This is a genomic window from Lactiplantibacillus sp. 3062 (genome assembly GCF_055413545.1).
Window position 1 is genome coordinate 401,028 of the sequence record NZ_JBVAYE010000001.1, and the last position, 16,806, is coordinate 417,833.

Below are 16,806 nucleotides of genomic sequence, written 5' to 3' on the forward strand. Positions count from 1 at the left end.
CAATCAATGCCACTCGACACTATATTAATCCTCGGTTTATTTACGAACATCGTTTTCTGTTTGACTAAATTTATAGTTGAACAATATTTTTCCAGCTCTTGACAACTGATTTTCAAAAGCGGTATACTCACTTCAACAAAATATCGTCCTTATAAACCAATGAGGTGGAGATCAAGATTATCGTGCCCGCACAGAGAGTCATCGTTGCTGAGAGTATGGCCGAACGCAGGTAATTAAATGGACCACCGAGGGCTTTGCCGAAATTAACGTCAGTTGAGAGTACGGAAAGACGTGCGACATACGTCAGTTGTCAGGGAAATGTTAGTTTCCTATGGAGTAGGAGTGTACGCGTGATTTAATCACTAAATTGGCGAACACTCAATTAAGGTGGCACCGCGGTTATCAAATCGTCCTTAACACAGCATTGGCTGGATAAGGACGGTTTTTTTGACGATAAAAACGGGGTGAAATAAATGGTCACGAAACGATGGCAAAACTCATGGATCAAACTAACCAAATACAATTATACTTTTGGAGGATTTAATTATGAGTTTATCCGGAACACACAAATTAATTTTAACAATCGGCAGCGTGGCCATTATTGGCGGCATCGGCTTTACCGTCAACGCCCACTCACACCCAGCTACGACTAAACAATCACAAGTTATCAACCTATCAGCTGGCTCAGAAATTATGAGCTTAGATCCCGCTAAAATGACGGACAGCGTTTCTAATAGCCAAGTCACCCAAGTTGACGAGGGGCTCTATCGGCTGAACAGTCAGAGCCAACCCGTCAACGCTTTGGCTACTAAGACAACTGTTACCAATGGTGGTCATACCTATATCATTCAATTACGCCACGATGCGCGCTGGAGTAACGGTAACAGGGTGACCGCTCACGATTTTGTCTATTCATGGAGACGAACTCTTGATCCAAAAAGTAAATCTGAATTCACCTATGTCTTCACGAACATTAAAAATGCTGACGCCATTGCAGCCGGCAAGAAAAAGCCATCAACCCTTGGTGTCAAAGCTAATGGTGACTATCAATTAACAATCACGTTAAGCAAACCTGTCGCCTACTTTAAAAAGATTTTAGCTGTTTCGACCTTTTATCCGGTCAATCAACCTGCTGTTAACAAATACGGGAAGAAGTACGGGACTTCGGCCGCGACGACCGTCTACAACGGGCCATTTACGCTTACTGGCTGGACCGGGACTAATAATACGTGGACCTTAAAGAAAAATCCAGCTTATTACGATCACAAACTGGTGAAACTGCACCAAATCAATTATCAGGTTATTAAGTCCAATACGACTGCCTATAATTTATATCAATCTAATAAGTTAGATAGTGTGACACTTAATGGCGAGCAGAGTGTCCAGAATAAAAATAATCAAGAACTCAAAACACTTGCGGGTGGTCAAATCAGCTTTATTCAATACAATCACCATAACCATGTAGCAGCCAACCGTGAACTCCGCACCGCTTTATCCTTAGCAATCAACCGGTCGCAACTGACCAACAAAGTTCTAGAAAATGGTTCGCTTCCAGCCAAAAGCTTTGGTGTGCGCAATATGGCTAAGAATCCTAAAACTGGTACCGATTTTGTCAATGATGCGACCGTTGATGGTACTGTTAATTATAATCTCAACCAGGCTCGAGCCGCCTATCATAAAGCACAACGACAATTGGGCAAAAAATCGCTAACGTTAACGATTACTTGTGGTGATGATGACAACTCACATCAGGTCGCTGAATTCATCCAGGGACAATTAACCAGTCACCTCCCCGGACTAAAGGTAACAATCAAGGCAATGCCATTTACCGCAATGCTAGGTAAAGTTTCCAAGGGAGCCTTCCAGCTTAATTTAACTAGCTGGAGTATGGATTTTGCCGACCCTTCACAATCATTAACAATTTTGACTGGCGACAGCAACTCCAACATGGGCCACTATCAAAGCAAGGCTTACGACCAGGCAATGCAAGCCGCTGATGGTCCAGATGCTTTGAACGCGACCAAGCGCTATCAAGACTTAGTTCAAGCCGCTAAAACGGCGCTAACTGATCAGGCCGTGACCCCACTCTACGAAGGCCGTTCCCATCTGCTCGTTAAGTCGCACTTAAAGGGCGTCATCTATAATAATTTCAGCGGTGCCGCCAATTATCGGACCGCATATGTGAAATAACGCCTCATATGTTGCTCCTAAAATTACCCGACCAAAAAGCGTTTCAAGACCGTAGCTTAACCTAAGCCGGCCTTGAAACGCTTTTAGTATAGGAATCCAGTGTTAATTAAAAGTCAGTGTTTGCTTCTCGCCACCAACACCCGCGTCAACAAAAAGATCAGTTAGTTTTAATTCAAAAACAACGAGTGTCGATCCAATAGCATCCCAGACTTGTTGATAATTCGGAACTGTTTCTAAATATTGGGGTAGCAAGTCAGTCATCGTCTTAGTTGACCGTTGTAACTTAACGTGTTGGGCTCGTAGATATGGATTGCCCGCTGTTCCATCATTAGGAATCGTAATGAATGCAATATCCGGATTCTGGTCATAAACCTTCAAAGCGGGACTTGTCTTAACTGATGAGAAGTATAGCGTATCTGGTTGTGCTTCGTACCAGACAAAGTTAACAATTTTAACATCTGCTTCATTATTGACGGCCGTGCTGAGGGCAATCTTATTAGTTGATTGAACCACTTGTTTTAATAGTGAAATATCCATACCGACAAACTCCTTTTACTCAATTAGTATCATAATTTCATTATACCGCAATTGATAGTTTTAGGAACGTACGTTTGTCTAATGTGCTATCATATTTCTATAGCTTAGTTTTTGCTTTAAATGCTATCAACATTATTTATAAACTGAACGCTTCGAAAGTAGTGACCTTATGAAAATCATCATTGCACCTGCGAAAAAAATGATTATCGACCAAGATGCCTTTCCAGCCCTAACTGAACCAATCTATCTTGATCAGACGCAACAATTACTGGCTCAACTGCAACACCTCACCTATCCTGAGGCCAAGACCTTATGGCATTGCAGTGACAAACTAGCCCAACCTAATTATGATTGGCTTCAAAAAATTGACCTGACCCGCAATCTGACTCCCGCTATTCTCAGTTACAGCGGTATTCAGTACCGTTACATGGCCCCGGACGTCTTTACCCAACCAGCCCTTGACTATATTCAGGCAAACTTACGAATCTTGTCAGGCTTTTATGGCATTCTCCGACCGTTTGATGGTATCGTTCCTTATCGGTTAGAAATGCAAGCACGGTTGGCTGTTGGTCAAGCCAAGAACCTCTATGCGTTTTGGGGCGACCGCCTCTATCAGGCACTGACTCCGCGGCCAGAACCAATTATCAATCTTGCTTCTCAAGAATATGCTAAGACCATTGCACCTTATCTGGCTCCGCATCAATCAATGATTGATATTGTCTTTGCAAGCCTTATCGACGGCAAACTCAAGACTAAAGCCACATTAGCTAAGATGGCACGTGGGGCCATGGTCCGTTTTTTGGCTGAACATCAAATCGATGATGTGACGGCCATTCGCACATTTGACCATCCCGATTATCAATTTGACGAGAAGCGCTCGACGGCCAATCGATTCGTCTTTATCTATCAACATTAAACATCATCACAGCAATCACCAAAGCGCCCGCAGAAGGCTAACTTCCACAGGCGCTTTGGTCTACTTTAAACCTTTTAATAATCATTATAGTGACAGCCAAACAAAATCAGATCACGCCGATAAACTTCTCAATCTAGCTATTCAGCAAATTATTTCCCGGGAAATGATTACGCTCATTTCTCTAATCATGGGCTGCTAGCCAGTGACGCAATCGCGTCATATAGGTCGTGTTTTCATCGATAAACGCCATGTGACGGCTACGGGGAAATAACGTCCAAGTCGCATGAGGTAACTGGCCGACCATGGTCTTAGCGACTAATGGCGTACACAAATCATCCGTTCCACTGGTGACTAAAGTTGGCATCTGCAAATACTGTAATCGGTCGGTATACTCATAATCCGCCAACGTACCAGTCGGATTATATTCATTGGGACCCCACGCTACATTATAAGCCGTGGTCCCCACCCGTTTTGATCGCCGTAGGAATTCAGGATCATCAGCAGTAATCGGGCCCGACGCATGTTGCGTCATAAAATGTTGATTAGCAGTCAGGTAGGCAGCACCTGTGAAATCCTGTAACCGTTCTGCTGTCGCAATAGCCGACTGATCCGCTGGGGACATTAACCGAATCATCCGATGCTGTTCCTGAGCCCACAGTCGGGCTGAAGACAAGGTACTGGCTAAAATCAAACTTTTAATCCCCTGTGGTCGATAGTCACAACCATAAATAATAGCTAGCATACCACCCCAGGACTGCCCTAGTAAGTGAATCTCGGGTAAGTCTAAATACGTACGTAACGCCTGTAACTCTGCCACCCACGTTGCGGCTTGCCATAATTGATCGTCATCAGGTATCGATGAACGCCCACAGCCTAATTGATCATACATGACGATTGGTCGTCCCGTTTGAACGGCCAGGTCATCAAATCCTTCAAAGTAATTATGCGTTGATCCTGGACCACCATGTAGCAAAACTAACGGTGTCTTATTTGATTGCCGATCCCCTACGATTCGATAATACGTCTGATAACCATTAAATGGCATGTATCCTTCTTGCACGTCCAAAATATCACTCACTTTCGTTACTAATTTTTTACTTGTTACGCGTTATGCGTTATGCGTTATGCTAGCCGCTATTTAGCATTAGCCTTGATTAAAACGTGCCAAACAGATGGATTCCTGTTCGTCAGCAATGCGCGTCCGATTCCGACCTCCGGGGCTGGGTGACAATTGCTGGAACGTAAGCCGACGTCGATTAGAGCCCGTGCACAACCCGCCCAGTCTCAAATACGAGTCTTATTCTAAGCCGGAAGCAACCCACTTCCGACTAAGAATAATTTGGCTACTGAGCATTGTCACCCAGCTCCTCCAGTCGGTAAGCCGCTCGAATGGCTGATGAACAGCCACTTAACTTGGTACAATTGGTCGCTGACTATTTTGATGATGGAACCTTAAAAGAAACGTTAGGGTTACATTAACCACTTTGTTGAGACGTTCGATTATTACTATGGCGATTCCGAAATAGTGAGCTATCACAATGTCATTTTCTACCTGACAGCTGCTCGACAAAATTGCTGTTTATGAAGAACAATGATGAGTCCAACAAAAGTTAGGTCCCTTACTGTCTGCCATTCGAATACTGTCCCGACTGGAAGGCGTTTCTGACAATGCCCAGTGGTGAAATTTCACTTAGCAAGCGTCCTGTGCTTGGTTAGTGAAAGGCCAGTATTTGAGACGTGGGTTTTCGGCTCAAATCTGTGCCCACCACGTTCCGGCAATTGGCAGAAATGCCTGGAGGTCGGTGTAGGACGCGCACTCTAAGCAAGTTTACGCTAACTCGAACTGTTCCCAGCGAACCTAAGCTGGCTGCTTTTGAATTTAAAAAATGGCACGTTTTAATCATAATCGATGACAAATTAACTCGCACAATGCGTACTTATTCCATCCCAATACTAATGTCCACCTGAAAAAGTGAAAAACTTAATTCCATTCTAATACAACTCAAATGACAATGGTGATGTAAGCGCTACAATAGAAGTGCAGAAATAATCAGAAACGGGTGAATAATGATGGTATTAAGTATTATTACAGTATTAGGAATGGGATTAATTGCAGCCACTGGTGTGCACTTTATCAATGGCGCACAAGCGATGCACGCAGGAACGGTCGGCCATCATGTTGGTCAGATGCCGGCTAACCTTCACCAAATCGACTTACGTTAATCTCTTAAAAATTCACGTTAATTTTTAGCATTGCCGCTGAAACACTGGGCAATGCTTTTTTTGTCGTTCCTTTAGCTGACCGTCCTTATCAGTTTGGTGCATTGAGCAGCTTGACAGTCAAGCGTATCATTAACTTATATTATCTTTCTGTTCGTCTAGTCACGCTTCGACCGACCGTTCAGAGAAGGAGTGACTTATTTTTATGAATGATTTATTTGAGAAGGCCCCGATTCCCAAAGCGTATTTCCATTTAGCCTTTCCTGTGGTTCTTGGCATGGTTGCCAGCATGATTTATAACTTAGCAGATACATTTTTTGTTGCTCAAACTGGTAATGCTGATTTAGTTGCTGGTATTGCCCTCGGCAGTCCGCTATTTTCGTTTATGTTAGCAGTTGGTGATATTTTTGGCCTCGGTGGGAGTGCCGTTATTTCAAGAGTCCTTGGCCGTCATGATTATCACCAAAGTGCACGTATCAGTAGCTTTTGTTTTTACATTGCGATCGCGCTTAGCTTAGTACTGACAGCCTTATTATTACTATTCGAACAACCAATTTTAGGCTTGCTAGGTGCTACTGCAGCTACCCGTCCCTACATTGCGGACTTCTATCGTATATTGGTATTAGGATCAACCTTTATCATCGTTTCACTGGTTCCCGGTAACATTATCCGAACGGAGGGCCTGGCACAACTTTCCATGATTGCGACCATCAGTGGGACGGTTCTGACCATTATTCTCGATCCCTTATTCTTATTTGGCTTTCACTGGGGTGCTTCGGGCGTTGCTTTTGCCAACGTTTTGGGGTACGCGGTCAACACCAGTCTGTTAGTCTTTTTTATGCGCCGAGCCAAAACGCTTTCCTTAGCACCAAAGTTAGCCCATATCTCGCGACCGACCCTTAAAGCCGTTGTCGCAGTTGGAATCCCAGCCTCACTGACTAACCTAACCCAGAGTTTTGGCATGATGATCTTAAACAGCTACTTAGCCGCATACGGCGCCCAAGCCGTGGCGGCCATGGGAATCGTTCAAAAAGTTTACATGGTCGTTATGATGGTCATGGTCGGCTTTGCTTTTGGGGCCCAGCCTTTAGTTGGTTACACGTACGGTGCTAAAAATTGGCAAAGACTACGGGCAACGTTGCGCTTCGATTTAAAAGTCGAGGGTGGCTACGCAACCATTTGTGCGATTATTCTAATGATTTTTGCGCCTCAACTTATTAAACTATTTATGAATCAACCAGCCATTGTCACTATGGGTACACAGATGTTGCGAGCGATGTTGATTACGACACCATTAGTGGGTTTCATCCTCGTGTTCACGACCGTCTTTCAATCAGTCGGTGCGGGTTTGAGTGCCCTAGCCATGGCTCTTTCGCGGCAAGCAATCTTACTAGGTATCGCCATCGTTATTCTGGCACAGTTCTTTGGACTAACTGGTATTATTTGGGCTCAAGCGGTCGCTGATGTCTTAACGTGCTTACTTGGCTGGTTACTTTATCGGCACACCTTCAAAGATATTCAAGTGCCATCCTCAAATTAATAATAACGATATCATGTCGTTAGCTCACTGATAATCATTAAATGGCGCCATCCATTTCAAGTACTGGTGATTCAGTGCGCTGAAATGCATAAGTGAACTAAAAGCTGGTACTTTTGGAATGAGAGGCGTCATTCCAAAAGTACCAGCTTTTTTCACTCTGATTCATTTTTTTGTTCGTCTACAGACTGAGTATGGGCTAAATCGGCTTCTAATGACGCAGTGAGTGCCTTCAATAGTTTTAGAGTCGCCGTCATGTTAGCGCGGTAATAACGTTCAGTACCTGTTTTGCTAACCGCTAAAATGCCGGCATCCAGCATCAACTTCAAATGGTGCGATACGGCCGGCCGTGATAAGGCGATTTGCGCTGTAATTTGGTTAACCGTCATCTGATCAGTCCGGCACAGCATCACCAAAATTCGTTGCCGATTTTCGTCTTGAAGAATTGTAAAAATCGGAACACCCTTCTTAAATATTGCCATCGTTCGTTCTGCCAAAAAATCACACCTTTCCAATTACGGTTCGTATTCTTAAACCATTTAACGCTTGCTAAAATTGAAAGTCAAGAATTAATCGTTGACTTTTTGTAAGTAAGCGACTAGAATCAACAGCATTGTTTGTTCAAGATGTTAAACATTTAAACCAATATGTTAGGAGTCCACTATGAAAGCTGCCATTATTACTAAATACAAGCAAATAACCCCCATGGTGACAGAAGTCCCTGTTCCGACAATAGCTCCCACCGATGTTCTCGTCAAAATCGTTGCCGCCAGTGTCAACCCAATCGATTTGAAAACCAAAGATGGCGATCTAAGATTGTTACTACAATACACCATGCCACTAATTATGGGCAGTGACTTTGCCGGTGTAATTACTGCCGTTGGCGACCAAGTACCGGGCTTTAAAGTTGGTGATGCTGTTTACGGTCGCGCACCCAAAGATCGAATAGGAACCTTTGCTGAATTTATCGCCATTGATCATCAAGCCATCGCACTGAAACCAGCCAATCTCAATTTTGAAGAAGCCGCTGCAATTCCATTAGTAGGTTTAACCAGTTACCAAGCACTACACGATATAATGAACATCCAGCCGGGACAGAAGGTTTTCATTCCCGGCGGTTCGGGTGGTATTGGGATTATTGCCATTCAACTGGCCAAATATCTCGGCGCTTACGTCGCAACCACTACCAGTGCGAAACATTTTGACCTCGTTCAATCACTAGGTGCTGATAAAATCATTGACTATCATCAGCAAGACTTTACTGATGTATTATCCCATTACGATGCCGTATTAGATACTCGTGGCGGGCAATCCCTCGAGGCCGCTTTTCAGATTATCAAACCAGGCGGTCAGATTGTCAGCATTGCCGGACTGCCAAACGCGCGTTTTGGTAAGGATTACGGACTGCCAATATGGAAACAATGGTTATTGGGTCTAGCAACGCGGAAACTGAGTCAACTGGAACAACAAGCCCAAGCTACCTATTCGTTTCTGTTCATGCAACCTAGTGGCCAGCAACTTGTACGCCTGCGACAACTAATTGAACAGGACGTTATTAAGCCAGTTATTGATCGGATTATCCCCCTCACCGACATCAACGACGCGTTAGAATACTCGCATTCCGGTCATGCTACCGGTAAAATCATTATCAGTATTCAACCTAATTAGCTAACTTCAAATCAATCTTTTTAAGGAGTCATGATCAATGAAAAAAGTTTTAATTGTCGAAACCAATATCACTCGTTACCAAGGAACTAATGAGCCGACTGGTCTTTGGTTAGGTGAAGCCGCTGAGTTCGTCGATGAAATGCAGCAAGCCCAAATTGCCGTTGACTATGTTAGTCCTAATGGTGGCTTCGTGCCCCTTGACCCGCGTAGTATGAAATATACCGATGCCGCCACAATGGCCGTGTATGAAGATTCTGACTTCATTAATCGGGCCCTTAAGAACACGCTCAAGCCTAGTCAGGTCGATCCCGATGATTACACTGCTATTTACTATACCGGGGGCCACGGTGTGATGTGGGACTTTCCGGACAACCCTGAGTTACAAGCCATCGCACTGGCCATTTATCAACATGGTGGATATGTGACCTCCGTTTGTCACGGAATTGCTGGCCTCCTAAACATCAAAGACCAAACGGGCCAATACTTGATTGCTGGCAAAACCATTACGGGCTTTACCGCAACTGAAGAGCTGATTGCCGGCAAAAAACGGATCGTCCCGTTCCTTAACCGTGAACGAGCTACTGCTCACGGTGCTATCTTTAGTCAGCATCGATTTTATCGCGAATATGCAATTACTGACGGCCAATTGATCACTGGTCAAAATCCGTTCTCAGCACGCGCGGTCGCACGCCAATTGATTGCTAAACTATAAAAAAACGAGCACAAGGCTCGTTTTTTTGCGTTAATCTTCAAAAATCCGCTCATGCAAAACACCAAACGGCGCATGATCGACATAAATCTGACCAGTGTCGTGAAATCCATTACGTTGATAAAAACGCTGGGCCACAGCATTATTTGCCAGAACAAGTAGATAATTCTGTGGATAGACCGCCTTTAAGCGACGGTGGGCCTGGATTATTAATTGCTGACCAATGCCATGATGATGATAGTTCGGGTGAACATATAGCGAATACAGTTCGCCCCACCCCTCATAGTTCGCATGTCTGGCCGGACCAAATGTGCAAACACCCACAACTTCACCATCAGCCGTCATTGCCAGCAACATATTTTGCCACCGCCGTTCCGGCCGCCAAGTTGCTGGCGTCAATTGCTGTAAATAACTTGCAGGCATCAAATCACGATATGCTGATTGCCAGGTCTCATAATATAACTGTCGAATTTTTCCAAAATCACTGTCTGCTTCAGCGCGGACGATCCGATAGGTTAGTGCCATCAGCCTGACCACCTTTCAATTCAAGTTGTCCCTAAGTGAGGCACATTTAATCATTTATATAAATAAGGTATCCACCAACTATTCATAAAGAGCATCAATTAGATGAATGTTTCACGTGAAACAAAAAACACAGTACAAAAATGAATCCAGTACAACATGTTCATTTTGAGTTTGGTATTGACCTGAACTATGGCCGAACTCGTCGCATATTTAACACGTTTGGCAGAATTACGGCCGTAATAATAATGACCACGCCAACCATTTGCACCCAATCAATAGTTTCATCAAGCAGTACAAATGCAACAACAATCGAGGCTGGTAATTCTAAAGAAGAAAGGATTGGGCCAATGCCAAGCTCTAAGTACGGCATAAACAATGAATACATAACCAGTGGGAAAACCATTGAGAATAGTGCAATCAGTACTCCCCAGCCGACTGTTGCTGGCGTGGTGGGTGCCGTAACTAATTGCGGTGACCACACGATAGCAATGAGTATGAAAGCGCCCAAACACAGTAACCATGTTTTCGATAACGGGTCTAAGTTATTGCCTAAGCTAGCCGTAAACTGCATCGTGCAAGCATACGAGCATGCCGCTAAAAAACTTAATATCAAGCCCCACGGCGAGAGCGCCTGCGTAATTGGAAACAGACCAGCAGCTAAAATCGTGCCTATCAATACCAAAATAATGCTAACCACTTGCAGTCGGGAGGGACGCCGATGATGAATCACTGCTCCTAGTAATGTTGATAACCAGACCGCCTGCATCAACATTACCGCGGCCACAGCAACTGGGATAAGCTTTAACGCCTGTATGTAAAAGGTGTTAGTAAATCCCGAAGCCGTTCCAGCCGAAATTACCAGTCCGATTTGCTTCCAATTCGTTTGCTGATTACGCAAACGTGCACGGCGTAAAATTTGAATCACACCTAAAATCACAACCGCACTCAGAAAGGACCAGAATAGCAATGGGCCATTGACAACCCCCTGCCGACGCGCAATTTTAAATAGTGACGCCGGAATTCCAAAACTAATGGCCCCTAAGCCAACGAACAGGGGCGCAATTTTCTTCACATTAATCATCCTCTCGTTGACAAGATATGTTGGAGCCGGGCACGATACCACCAGTCTGGCAAGCCCAGTGAGTAGCGCATCAGCATCTCACCAATAATTTGCACAATTGGGCGTCCCGGTTGTATTTGGCGTTCTAACAAGCTGTCATAAAAGTCCTCTGGGGCACTGACTAAGTGCCCGTTAAGATTGACCCGTAACGGCTCATTTTCTACCACGAGCGCTTGCCATTCATAACTATGAGCACGCTGTTCGTCCTCAGAAACGTCTTGTGCCAACTGTAAGTAATGCGCAATATCCGCTGGCAATACTTCCGATAAATCCGACAAAGTCTGTAAAGCTAGACCTGGCCGAGTTATCACTTGACTTAGCGGTACCATCACTTGTCTCAATTGCGCGTCTGTGTCTGCTAACTGCTGACACAACCAGTCGAATCATCGGGCATGGTAGACCACCATACTCGTAGCACGCCCCCCTGCTCAACTTGAGACTTTAATATTACCAACGCTTGCTTGACAACCGTGGCATCGGTACTGTGTGACATGATAGCAAGCTGTGCTGGATCATCAGTTGTCAATCGAGTTAAATCACCGATTTGTAACGACAATGGCAAACTCAATACTGGCTGGTGCAACTCATGTTGCAAGGTTACCGCGAACGTCGAATTAAACGTCACATCCATCATCTGACTTTCCTCAATTTCTATTTTGATGGCGCCTTAAAATGTGCCAATTCCGTATTCGAATAAACGTACGGGACGTGCGCCATCTCTGGCACTTGATTCCAAGCTACCGGATAACCCGCACCATGTGCGCAAAAGACCGAGTCCGGTGTATTTTCTAAATCTGCTGTGGGGACATATTTGGCCTTATCGACAACAGCCATCTCGTTATGACACGGCCGATAGCCATCCACGATACATTCCAATTGCCCCTGCCCATGCGTGTAAGCTCGAACCGTCTGTGAATAGTCCTGCATCGCTGCTACTGGCGCCGTTCCCGTAATTGTCGTCAAGTCAGTCCCGTCCGTGGCTACGCTTGTATTAGCGACTGGTGCGTCAAACTGACCATTCATCCGCTGAATATCAGTCATCGCCCGGCCAACTTGTTCCTGACCAACTTCTAGACGGAACCGATACCACGGCTCCAACAACTGACAATCACCACGTTGTTTTAACATCATCAAGCCTTGACGCAACGCGCGCCACGTCGCTTCACGAAAGTCACCACCAACCGAATGAACATTGCTAGCCCGACCACTAACCAGTGTTACCTTAACATCCGTTAGTGGTGCGCCAATCAGGACACCCGCTTGTGTTTTGGCTTGTAGGTTTGACACGACTTGGTGTTGCCAATTTCGGCCAAGCACTTCCAATGAACAATCGGTCGTAAATTGAAGCCCACTTCCCCGCGGTGCGGGCGTCAGCAACAAATGTACTTCCGCGTAGTGTCGTAACGGTTCAAAATGCCCAACACCTTCAACAGCTTGGGTAATCGTCTCTTGATACAAGATACTCCCCGTTCCAAACTTTACAGTCAGTTGAAAACGATCCTGCAAGATTTGTTGCAAAACTTCCAGTTGAATCGTTCCCATGACCTGTACTCGCAATTCCTGAAGTGGTTCTGACCAAGTCACGTGTAATTGTGGATCCTCATCTTCAAGTTGACGCAAGACTGCTAAGCAGGTGTGTAACTCCTCACGCTGAGGATCAAGTGCGTAAGTCAGTACGGGCTGCATGACGGGTTGTAGACTAGTTGCTGCCTGTCCCAATCCTTGCCCCGGCCGCGTTCCCGTTAGACCGGTAATGGCACCAACGGATCCTGCCGTCAGCGCGGACGTGGTCGCATACTTAGTCCCGTTGTAAACCCGTAACTGATTGACTTTTTGGTCATCATACACGATATCTTTAGGTCGTAAGGTGCCACCGGTCATCCGAATCCAAGTAAGCCGTTCACCTTGATCATCATGCGTAATCTTGAACACCCGCGCGCCAAATTCAGGACGCGTTAATTGTGGCGTCGTCCAATAATCAAGACCAGCCATTAGCGCATCAACCCCGTCCAGCTTAAGTGCCGCGCCAAAATAACACGGAAAAACTTCCCGCCGTTGAATCATCTGCCGAATCGTGGCATCACTTAACGTCCCTGTTTCTAAGTAATCCGTTAACACTTCGTCATTTTGCATCGCAATATCTTCAACTGCCGCAGTCGGTATGACTGGCCGATCTTCCAACGTGTCCCCGGCTCCCGGCGTGTTAAACGCCACACAACCAGGCGATAATGTCTGTTGAATTTGTTGTATCAATTGGTCGCTATCCGTCCCCGGCGCATCCATCTTATTTACAAACAGAATGGTAGGAACGTCATAACGGGCTAATAATCGCCATAACGTCCGCGTGTACCCCTGCACACCATCAGTCGCTGAAACGACTAAAATTGCGACGTCCAAAACCGACAGTACTTGTTCAGTCTGGGTCGCAAAATCGACGTGGCCCGGGGTATCCAAGAGTGTTAAATTAATGTCTTTATATTGTAAATTAGCTTGGTGTGAAAAAATCGTAATACCACGCTGTTTTTCAAGCACATCCGTATCTAAAAAAGCATCGCCATTATCGACGCGCCCTAATTGCCGTAGCGCGCCAGACCGGTATAGTAATGCTTCTGACAGCGTCGTTTTACCGGCATCGACGTGGGCAATAATTCCCGCTACAATCCGTTTCATATTGGGCTCCCTTCACGATTAGTGAATCACTGCTTCCAGTATACCGGTTCTCAGCACTGAACGGCTAGTAAAGGTCTGCCACTAACGTTAAATATGCATGAATTTTGGCGTGTTTTAGTCCAATGTTAATCACCAAAATCAGGCTAGTTACTTTCCATAGTTGCGATCACTTTAAAGTAGTGGTGACCCATTTCCCGTGCAGTATCGCAAAAAGGGTATCCGTAGCCTACAACTACCGATACCTTAAAATCATTTTCAGACTTAATCATAAAAACGCTCAAAAGCTGCCTTCAGGTCCATTTTAGCTTGCTTTAATGCCTGTGATACCGCCACCCCGTTCGTTTGCAGTCCTTGTGCACGGACAATCTCAAACCGATCAAACCCCATAATTTCAGTAAACATCTTGTCAAGATACAGCCGAGAAAATTCCATGGGTGTATAACGGTCATTACGAGTATAGATTGACCCACTGGCCTGCAGTAACATGACACGATAATTATCGGTCATCAAACCCACTGATCCATTTTCGGTATAACGAAAAGTCTCCCTGGCAACTAAGATATTATCGATATAGTCCTTTAACCGTGCCGGCACGTTGAAATTATGCAACGGCATCGCAATCACAATCCGATGATGAGCTTTAAACTGTTGTAGGAGTTGCTGCTTGATTGCAAACAGGCGTTGTTCCTCAATCGATAAATTTACATGTTGCGCTTGCTTTTCCCAGATTCCCAGCAATTCAGGTACCGTTGCTTGGGGAATCACCGTATCATACAAATTGATCACATCCACAGTATCATTAGGAAAGCGAGTCTGAAAAAGTTGCAAAAAAGCTTGTTCTAGTTGAACTGAGTAGTGCGCCGCATTACGAAAATCGGGATGTGCATTAACAATCAAAGTCTTAGTCATTTAAATATCTCCTTAATTAATAATCTATTTATTGGTTGTTTTTGACAACAGTTATATACTACAGTCGAAAGGTGCCAATCCATGTCACCATTAAAATCATTTTTAGGAGTTATTTATATGAACCGCTCTGAACGTCTTAATCAAGAATTGATCTTTCTCAGTTACCGACAAGAATTCCACATCAAAGAACTCATGCAAGAATTCAATATCTCCAAACGGACCGCCTTGCGCGACGTTAACTCGTTAGAACAACTTGGTTTGTCCATTTACGTTGAACCGGGACGTTACGGTGGCTACCAAATCATGCAACAACAACTATGGGTACCCATCTTATTAAACAGCCAGGAAATTAATGCGCTCTTTTTTGCGCTCAAAGCACTCAGTTTATTGTCGGCGACCCCCTTTGAAAAGTCCTACCATACAATTTACAAAAAACTCATGGCAACACTATCTTTAAGCAACCAGCGCCAGGTCGCCAAATTGCAACGTGTGGTTAACTACTACTCAATTCCTAACTTGGATGCCCCAACCCATTTAAGTGATTTATTAACGGCTATCCTTGATGAAAATGTTGTCCAGTTAACGATGACTACTGTGACAGCTGGGTTTCAGATTTTTGATTTATTATATCGGCATGGCATTTGGTTTTTCAGTGGCGTCAATCTCGATAACAATGCTTGGGGCATCTATCGCTGTGATACGATCAAAGCATTTCAAACCAGTGAGCAACCAGCTCGGTATACTTGGAAACAGCTCGCGCAACGGCAACGGTCCTACGATCACCATCATCACAATATACGTTATAAATGTGCACTAACACCTCTAGGCCGTGAACATGTACAAAAGAATAATTATCCTAATATGCACTTAACACATCAGAACGACCAAGATTATCTCATTGGTGGTTATAATCAAGATGAATTAGCCTATATGGTCGACTATTTACTGGGACTTGGCCGCAACGTTAGAATTATTTATCCGGAAGCGTTAAAAACTGCCTATCTGCAAGAACTGCAGCAAATTCAAGATTTCTATTAACGTTTGGTTTTCTGAACAAAAATGTCGGTAGCCCCGTCAAGGACTACCGACATTTTTACTAACCTGATTATTCTCTTCTTAACTGCTTTATTCAGCCGTAATATAATTCAAAATTGCATTCAGAACTTGTTGATTCTCTCGTGGTACCGGCGTTTGTAAAATTTCTGCTGCTGTTTGGTTTAGGACCGACCCCGCAATATACCGATAATCATTGACGACCATCTCACGAACATTGTCCGCAGCCGGCTCAAAGTGAAATTGTAACCCCACTACCCGATGCTTCCATACGAAGCCCTGATTGGTCACACGATCACTAGAGAACAACAGCGTTGCTTCGGCTGGAACGGTGAACATCTCCTCGTGCCAATGCAAGACCGACAGTTTTGCTGGAATCCCCGGAATCACGGGACTCTGTCGGTAAATCGGTGCCCAACCTACTTCCTTAGCTGGCGCCTTAGTGACTGGGTATCCTAAGGTCTTCGCAATTTGTTGCGCGCCGTAACACGCACCAAACATTGGGATATCGCGGTCCAATAATTGTTGAATCAAGTCTCGTTCCTGCTTGATCCATGGCAGCGTATCGTTGGGACTCATCGGTCCGCCGAGGATAACAAGCATCTCCGTCTCATCCGCCGTTGGGAGAACACCGAATTGATACGGGTGATAGACATACATGGTATGACCATGGGCATGCGCCCAATCAGCAATCATTCCAGGGCCCTCATTGGGGGTATGTTGCAACACATTAATTCGCATGATTAGTCCTT

Annotated in this window: 17 protein-coding genes; 7 read left to right on the forward strand and 10 right to left on the reverse strand. The window is 44.8% G+C overall.

Features of this window, described 5'->3' with window-relative positions:
- Window positions 1-546: 546 nt before the first annotated feature.
- A complete protein-coding gene (locus ACWQAU_RS01835) occupies window positions 547-2,190 on the forward strand; it encodes a peptide ABC transporter substrate-binding protein (RefSeq protein ID WP_027821596.1) in 1,644 nt (547 codons plus the stop codon).
- A gap of 102 nt (window positions 2,191-2,292) precedes the next feature.
- Here the strand turns inward: ACWQAU_RS01835 and ACWQAU_RS01840 are convergent, their stop codons facing one another.
- Window positions 2,293-2,727 carry a pyridoxamine 5'-phosphate oxidase gene (locus tag ACWQAU_RS01840; RefSeq protein WP_003641701.1) on the reverse strand — a complete coding sequence of 145 codons (435 nt, stop codon included), beginning with the start codon at window positions 2,725-2,727 and terminating at the stop codon, window positions 2,293-2,295.
- Window positions 2,728-2,896: 169 nt separating this feature from the next.
- On the opposite strand from ACWQAU_RS01840, the gene yaaA reads away from it, so the two are divergent.
- Complete coding sequence (gene yaaA, locus ACWQAU_RS01845) at window positions 2,897-3,643, forward strand: peroxide stress protein YaaA (protein ID WP_003641700.1); 747 nt, start codon at window positions 2,897-2,899, stop codon at window positions 3,641-3,643.
- Window positions 3,644-3,824: 181 nt separating this feature from the next.
- Here the strand turns inward: yaaA and pepI are convergent, their stop codons facing one another.
- Complete coding sequence (gene pepI / locus ACWQAU_RS01850; RefSeq protein ID WP_033608020.1) at window positions 3,825-4,709, reverse strand: proline iminopeptidase; 885 nt, start codon at window positions 4,707-4,709, stop codon at window positions 3,825-3,827.
- 1,001 nt (window positions 4,710-5,710) lie between these two features.
- On the opposite strand from pepI, the gene ACWQAU_RS01855 reads away from it, so the two are divergent.
- The gene (locus tag ACWQAU_RS01855) at window positions 5,711-5,866 is read left to right on the forward strand and encodes a hypothetical protein (RefSeq protein ID WP_003641697.1); all 156 of its coding nucleotides are present in this window, start codon (window positions 5,711-5,713) and stop codon (window positions 5,864-5,866) included.
- A gap of 202 nt (window positions 5,867-6,068) precedes the next feature.
- Window positions 6,069-7,403 (forward strand): MATE family efflux transporter, encoded by a 1,335-nt coding sequence (locus ACWQAU_RS01860; protein ID WP_003641696.1) that lies wholly within the window; start codon window positions 6,069-6,071, stop codon window positions 7,401-7,403.
- Window positions 7,404-7,555: 152 nt separating this feature from the next.
- On the opposite strand, the gene ACWQAU_RS01865 is transcribed toward ACWQAU_RS01860, so the two are convergent.
- Window positions 7,556-7,897, reverse strand: a complete 342-nt coding sequence (locus ACWQAU_RS01865) for an ArsR/SmtB family transcription factor (RefSeq protein ID WP_027821598.1) — start codon at window positions 7,895-7,897, stop codon at window positions 7,556-7,558.
- A 166-nt stretch (window positions 7,898-8,063) separates the two neighbouring features.
- Between ACWQAU_RS01865 and ACWQAU_RS01870 the strand changes: the two genes are divergently transcribed.
- Entirely contained in the window at window positions 8,064-9,068 is a 1,005-nt protein-coding gene (locus tag ACWQAU_RS01870) for an NADP-dependent oxidoreductase (RefSeq protein WP_003641694.1), read from the forward strand.
- A 37-nt stretch (window positions 9,069-9,105) separates the two neighbouring features.
- The gene (locus ACWQAU_RS01875; protein ID WP_003643650.1) at window positions 9,106-9,780 is read left to right on the forward strand and encodes a type 1 glutamine amidotransferase domain-containing protein; all 675 of its coding nucleotides are present in this window, start codon (window positions 9,106-9,108) and stop codon (window positions 9,778-9,780) included.
- 30 nt (window positions 9,781-9,810) lie between these two features.
- On the opposite strand, the gene ACWQAU_RS01880 is transcribed toward ACWQAU_RS01875, so the two are convergent.
- The 6 genes from ACWQAU_RS01880 to ACWQAU_RS01905 form a co-directional block, all read right to left on the reverse strand.
- Window positions 9,811-10,302 carry a GNAT family N-acetyltransferase gene (locus tag ACWQAU_RS01880; protein ID WP_003641692.1) on the reverse strand — a complete coding sequence of 164 codons (492 nt, stop codon included), beginning with the start codon at window positions 10,300-10,302 and terminating at the stop codon, window positions 9,811-9,813.
- A 187-nt stretch (window positions 10,303-10,489) separates the two neighbouring features.
- Complete coding sequence (locus tag ACWQAU_RS01885) at window positions 10,490-11,374, reverse strand: EamA family transporter (protein ID WP_003643649.1); 885 nt, start codon at window positions 11,372-11,374, stop codon at window positions 10,490-10,492.
- Window positions 11,375-11,379: 5 nt separating this feature from the next.
- Window positions 11,380-11,751, reverse strand: coding sequence for a DUF3658 domain-containing protein (locus ACWQAU_RS01890; protein WP_003641690.1), 372 nt, complete (start codon window positions 11,749-11,751; stop codon window positions 11,380-11,382).
- Between the two features lie 29 nt (window positions 11,752-11,780).
- Complete coding sequence (locus tag ACWQAU_RS01895; protein ID WP_003641689.1) at window positions 11,781-12,056, reverse strand: hypothetical protein; 276 nt, start codon at window positions 12,054-12,056, stop codon at window positions 11,781-11,783.
- A 17-nt stretch (window positions 12,057-12,073) separates the two neighbouring features.
- Window positions 12,074-14,092 carry an elongation factor G gene (locus ACWQAU_RS01900; protein WP_003641688.1) on the reverse strand — a complete coding sequence of 673 codons (2,019 nt, stop codon included), beginning with the start codon at window positions 14,090-14,092 and terminating at the stop codon, window positions 12,074-12,076.
- 261 nt (window positions 14,093-14,353) lie between these two features.
- On the reverse strand, window positions 14,354-15,001 hold the full coding sequence (locus ACWQAU_RS01905) for an FMN-dependent NADH-azoreductase (RefSeq protein ID WP_003641686.1): 648 nt from the start codon (window positions 14,999-15,001) through the stop codon (window positions 14,354-14,356).
- Window positions 15,002-15,118: 117 nt separating this feature from the next.
- Here ACWQAU_RS01905 and ACWQAU_RS01910 point away from each other — a divergent pair, with 117 nt between their 5' ends.
- Window positions 15,119-16,039, forward strand: coding sequence for a helix-turn-helix transcriptional regulator (locus ACWQAU_RS01910; RefSeq protein ID WP_003641685.1), 921 nt, complete (start codon window positions 15,119-15,121; stop codon window positions 16,037-16,039).
- 87 nt (window positions 16,040-16,126) lie between these two features.
- Here ACWQAU_RS01910 and ACWQAU_RS01915 read toward each other — a convergent pair whose 3' ends face one another.
- Window positions 16,127-16,795 (reverse strand): type 1 glutamine amidotransferase, encoded by a 669-nt coding sequence (locus ACWQAU_RS01915; protein WP_003641684.1) that lies wholly within the window; start codon window positions 16,793-16,795, stop codon window positions 16,127-16,129.
- Window positions 16,796-16,806 lie beyond the last annotated feature (11 nt).

Bases quoted from the DNA above. Each gene is read 5' to 3' on its own strand.
- ACWQAU_RS01835 (WP_027821596.1), top strand. From the start codon at position 547: ATGAGTTTATCCGGAACACACAAATTAATTTTAACAATCGGCAGCGTG.
- ACWQAU_RS01840 (WP_003641701.1), bottom strand. From the start codon at position 2,727: ATGGATATTTCACTATTAAAACAAGTGGTTCAATCAACTAATAAGATT.
- yaaA (WP_003641700.1), top strand. From the start codon at position 2,897: ATGAAAATCATCATTGCACCTGCGAAAAAAATGATTATCGACCAAGAT.
- ACWQAU_RS01855 (WP_003641697.1), top strand. From the start codon at position 5,711: ATGATGGTATTAAGTATTATTACAGTATTAGGAATGGGATTAATTGCA.
- ACWQAU_RS01860 (WP_003641696.1), top strand. From the start codon at position 6,069: ATGAATGATTTATTTGAGAAGGCCCCGATTCCCAAAGCGTATTTCCAT.
- ACWQAU_RS01870 (WP_003641694.1), top strand. From the start codon at position 8,064: ATGAAAGCTGCCATTATTACTAAATACAAGCAAATAACCCCCATGGTG.
- ACWQAU_RS01875 (WP_003643650.1), top strand. From the start codon at position 9,106: ATGAAAAAAGTTTTAATTGTCGAAACCAATATCACTCGTTACCAAGGA.
- ACWQAU_RS01880 (WP_003641692.1), bottom strand. From the start codon at position 10,302: ATGGCACTAACCTATCGGATCGTCCGCGCTGAAGCAGACAGTGATTTT.
- ACWQAU_RS01890 (WP_003641690.1), bottom strand. From the start codon at position 11,751: ATGGTACCGCTAAGTCAAGTGATAACTCGGCCAGGTCTAGCTTTACAG.
- ACWQAU_RS01895 (WP_003641689.1), bottom strand. From the start codon at position 12,056: ATGATGGATGTGACGTTTAATTCGACGTTCGCGGTAACCTTGCAACAT.
- ACWQAU_RS01900 (WP_003641688.1), bottom strand. From the start codon at position 14,092: ATGAAACGGATTGTAGCGGGAATTATTGCCCACGTCGATGCCGGTAAA.
- ACWQAU_RS01905 (WP_003641686.1), bottom strand. From the start codon at position 15,001: ATGACTAAGACTTTGATTGTTAATGCACATCCCGATTTTCGTAATGCG.
- ACWQAU_RS01910 (WP_003641685.1), top strand. From the start codon at position 15,119: ATGAACCGCTCTGAACGTCTTAATCAAGAATTGATCTTTCTCAGTTAC.
- ACWQAU_RS01915 (WP_003641684.1), bottom strand. From the start codon at position 16,795: ATGCGAATTAATGTGTTGCAACATACCCCCAATGAGGGCCCTGGAATG.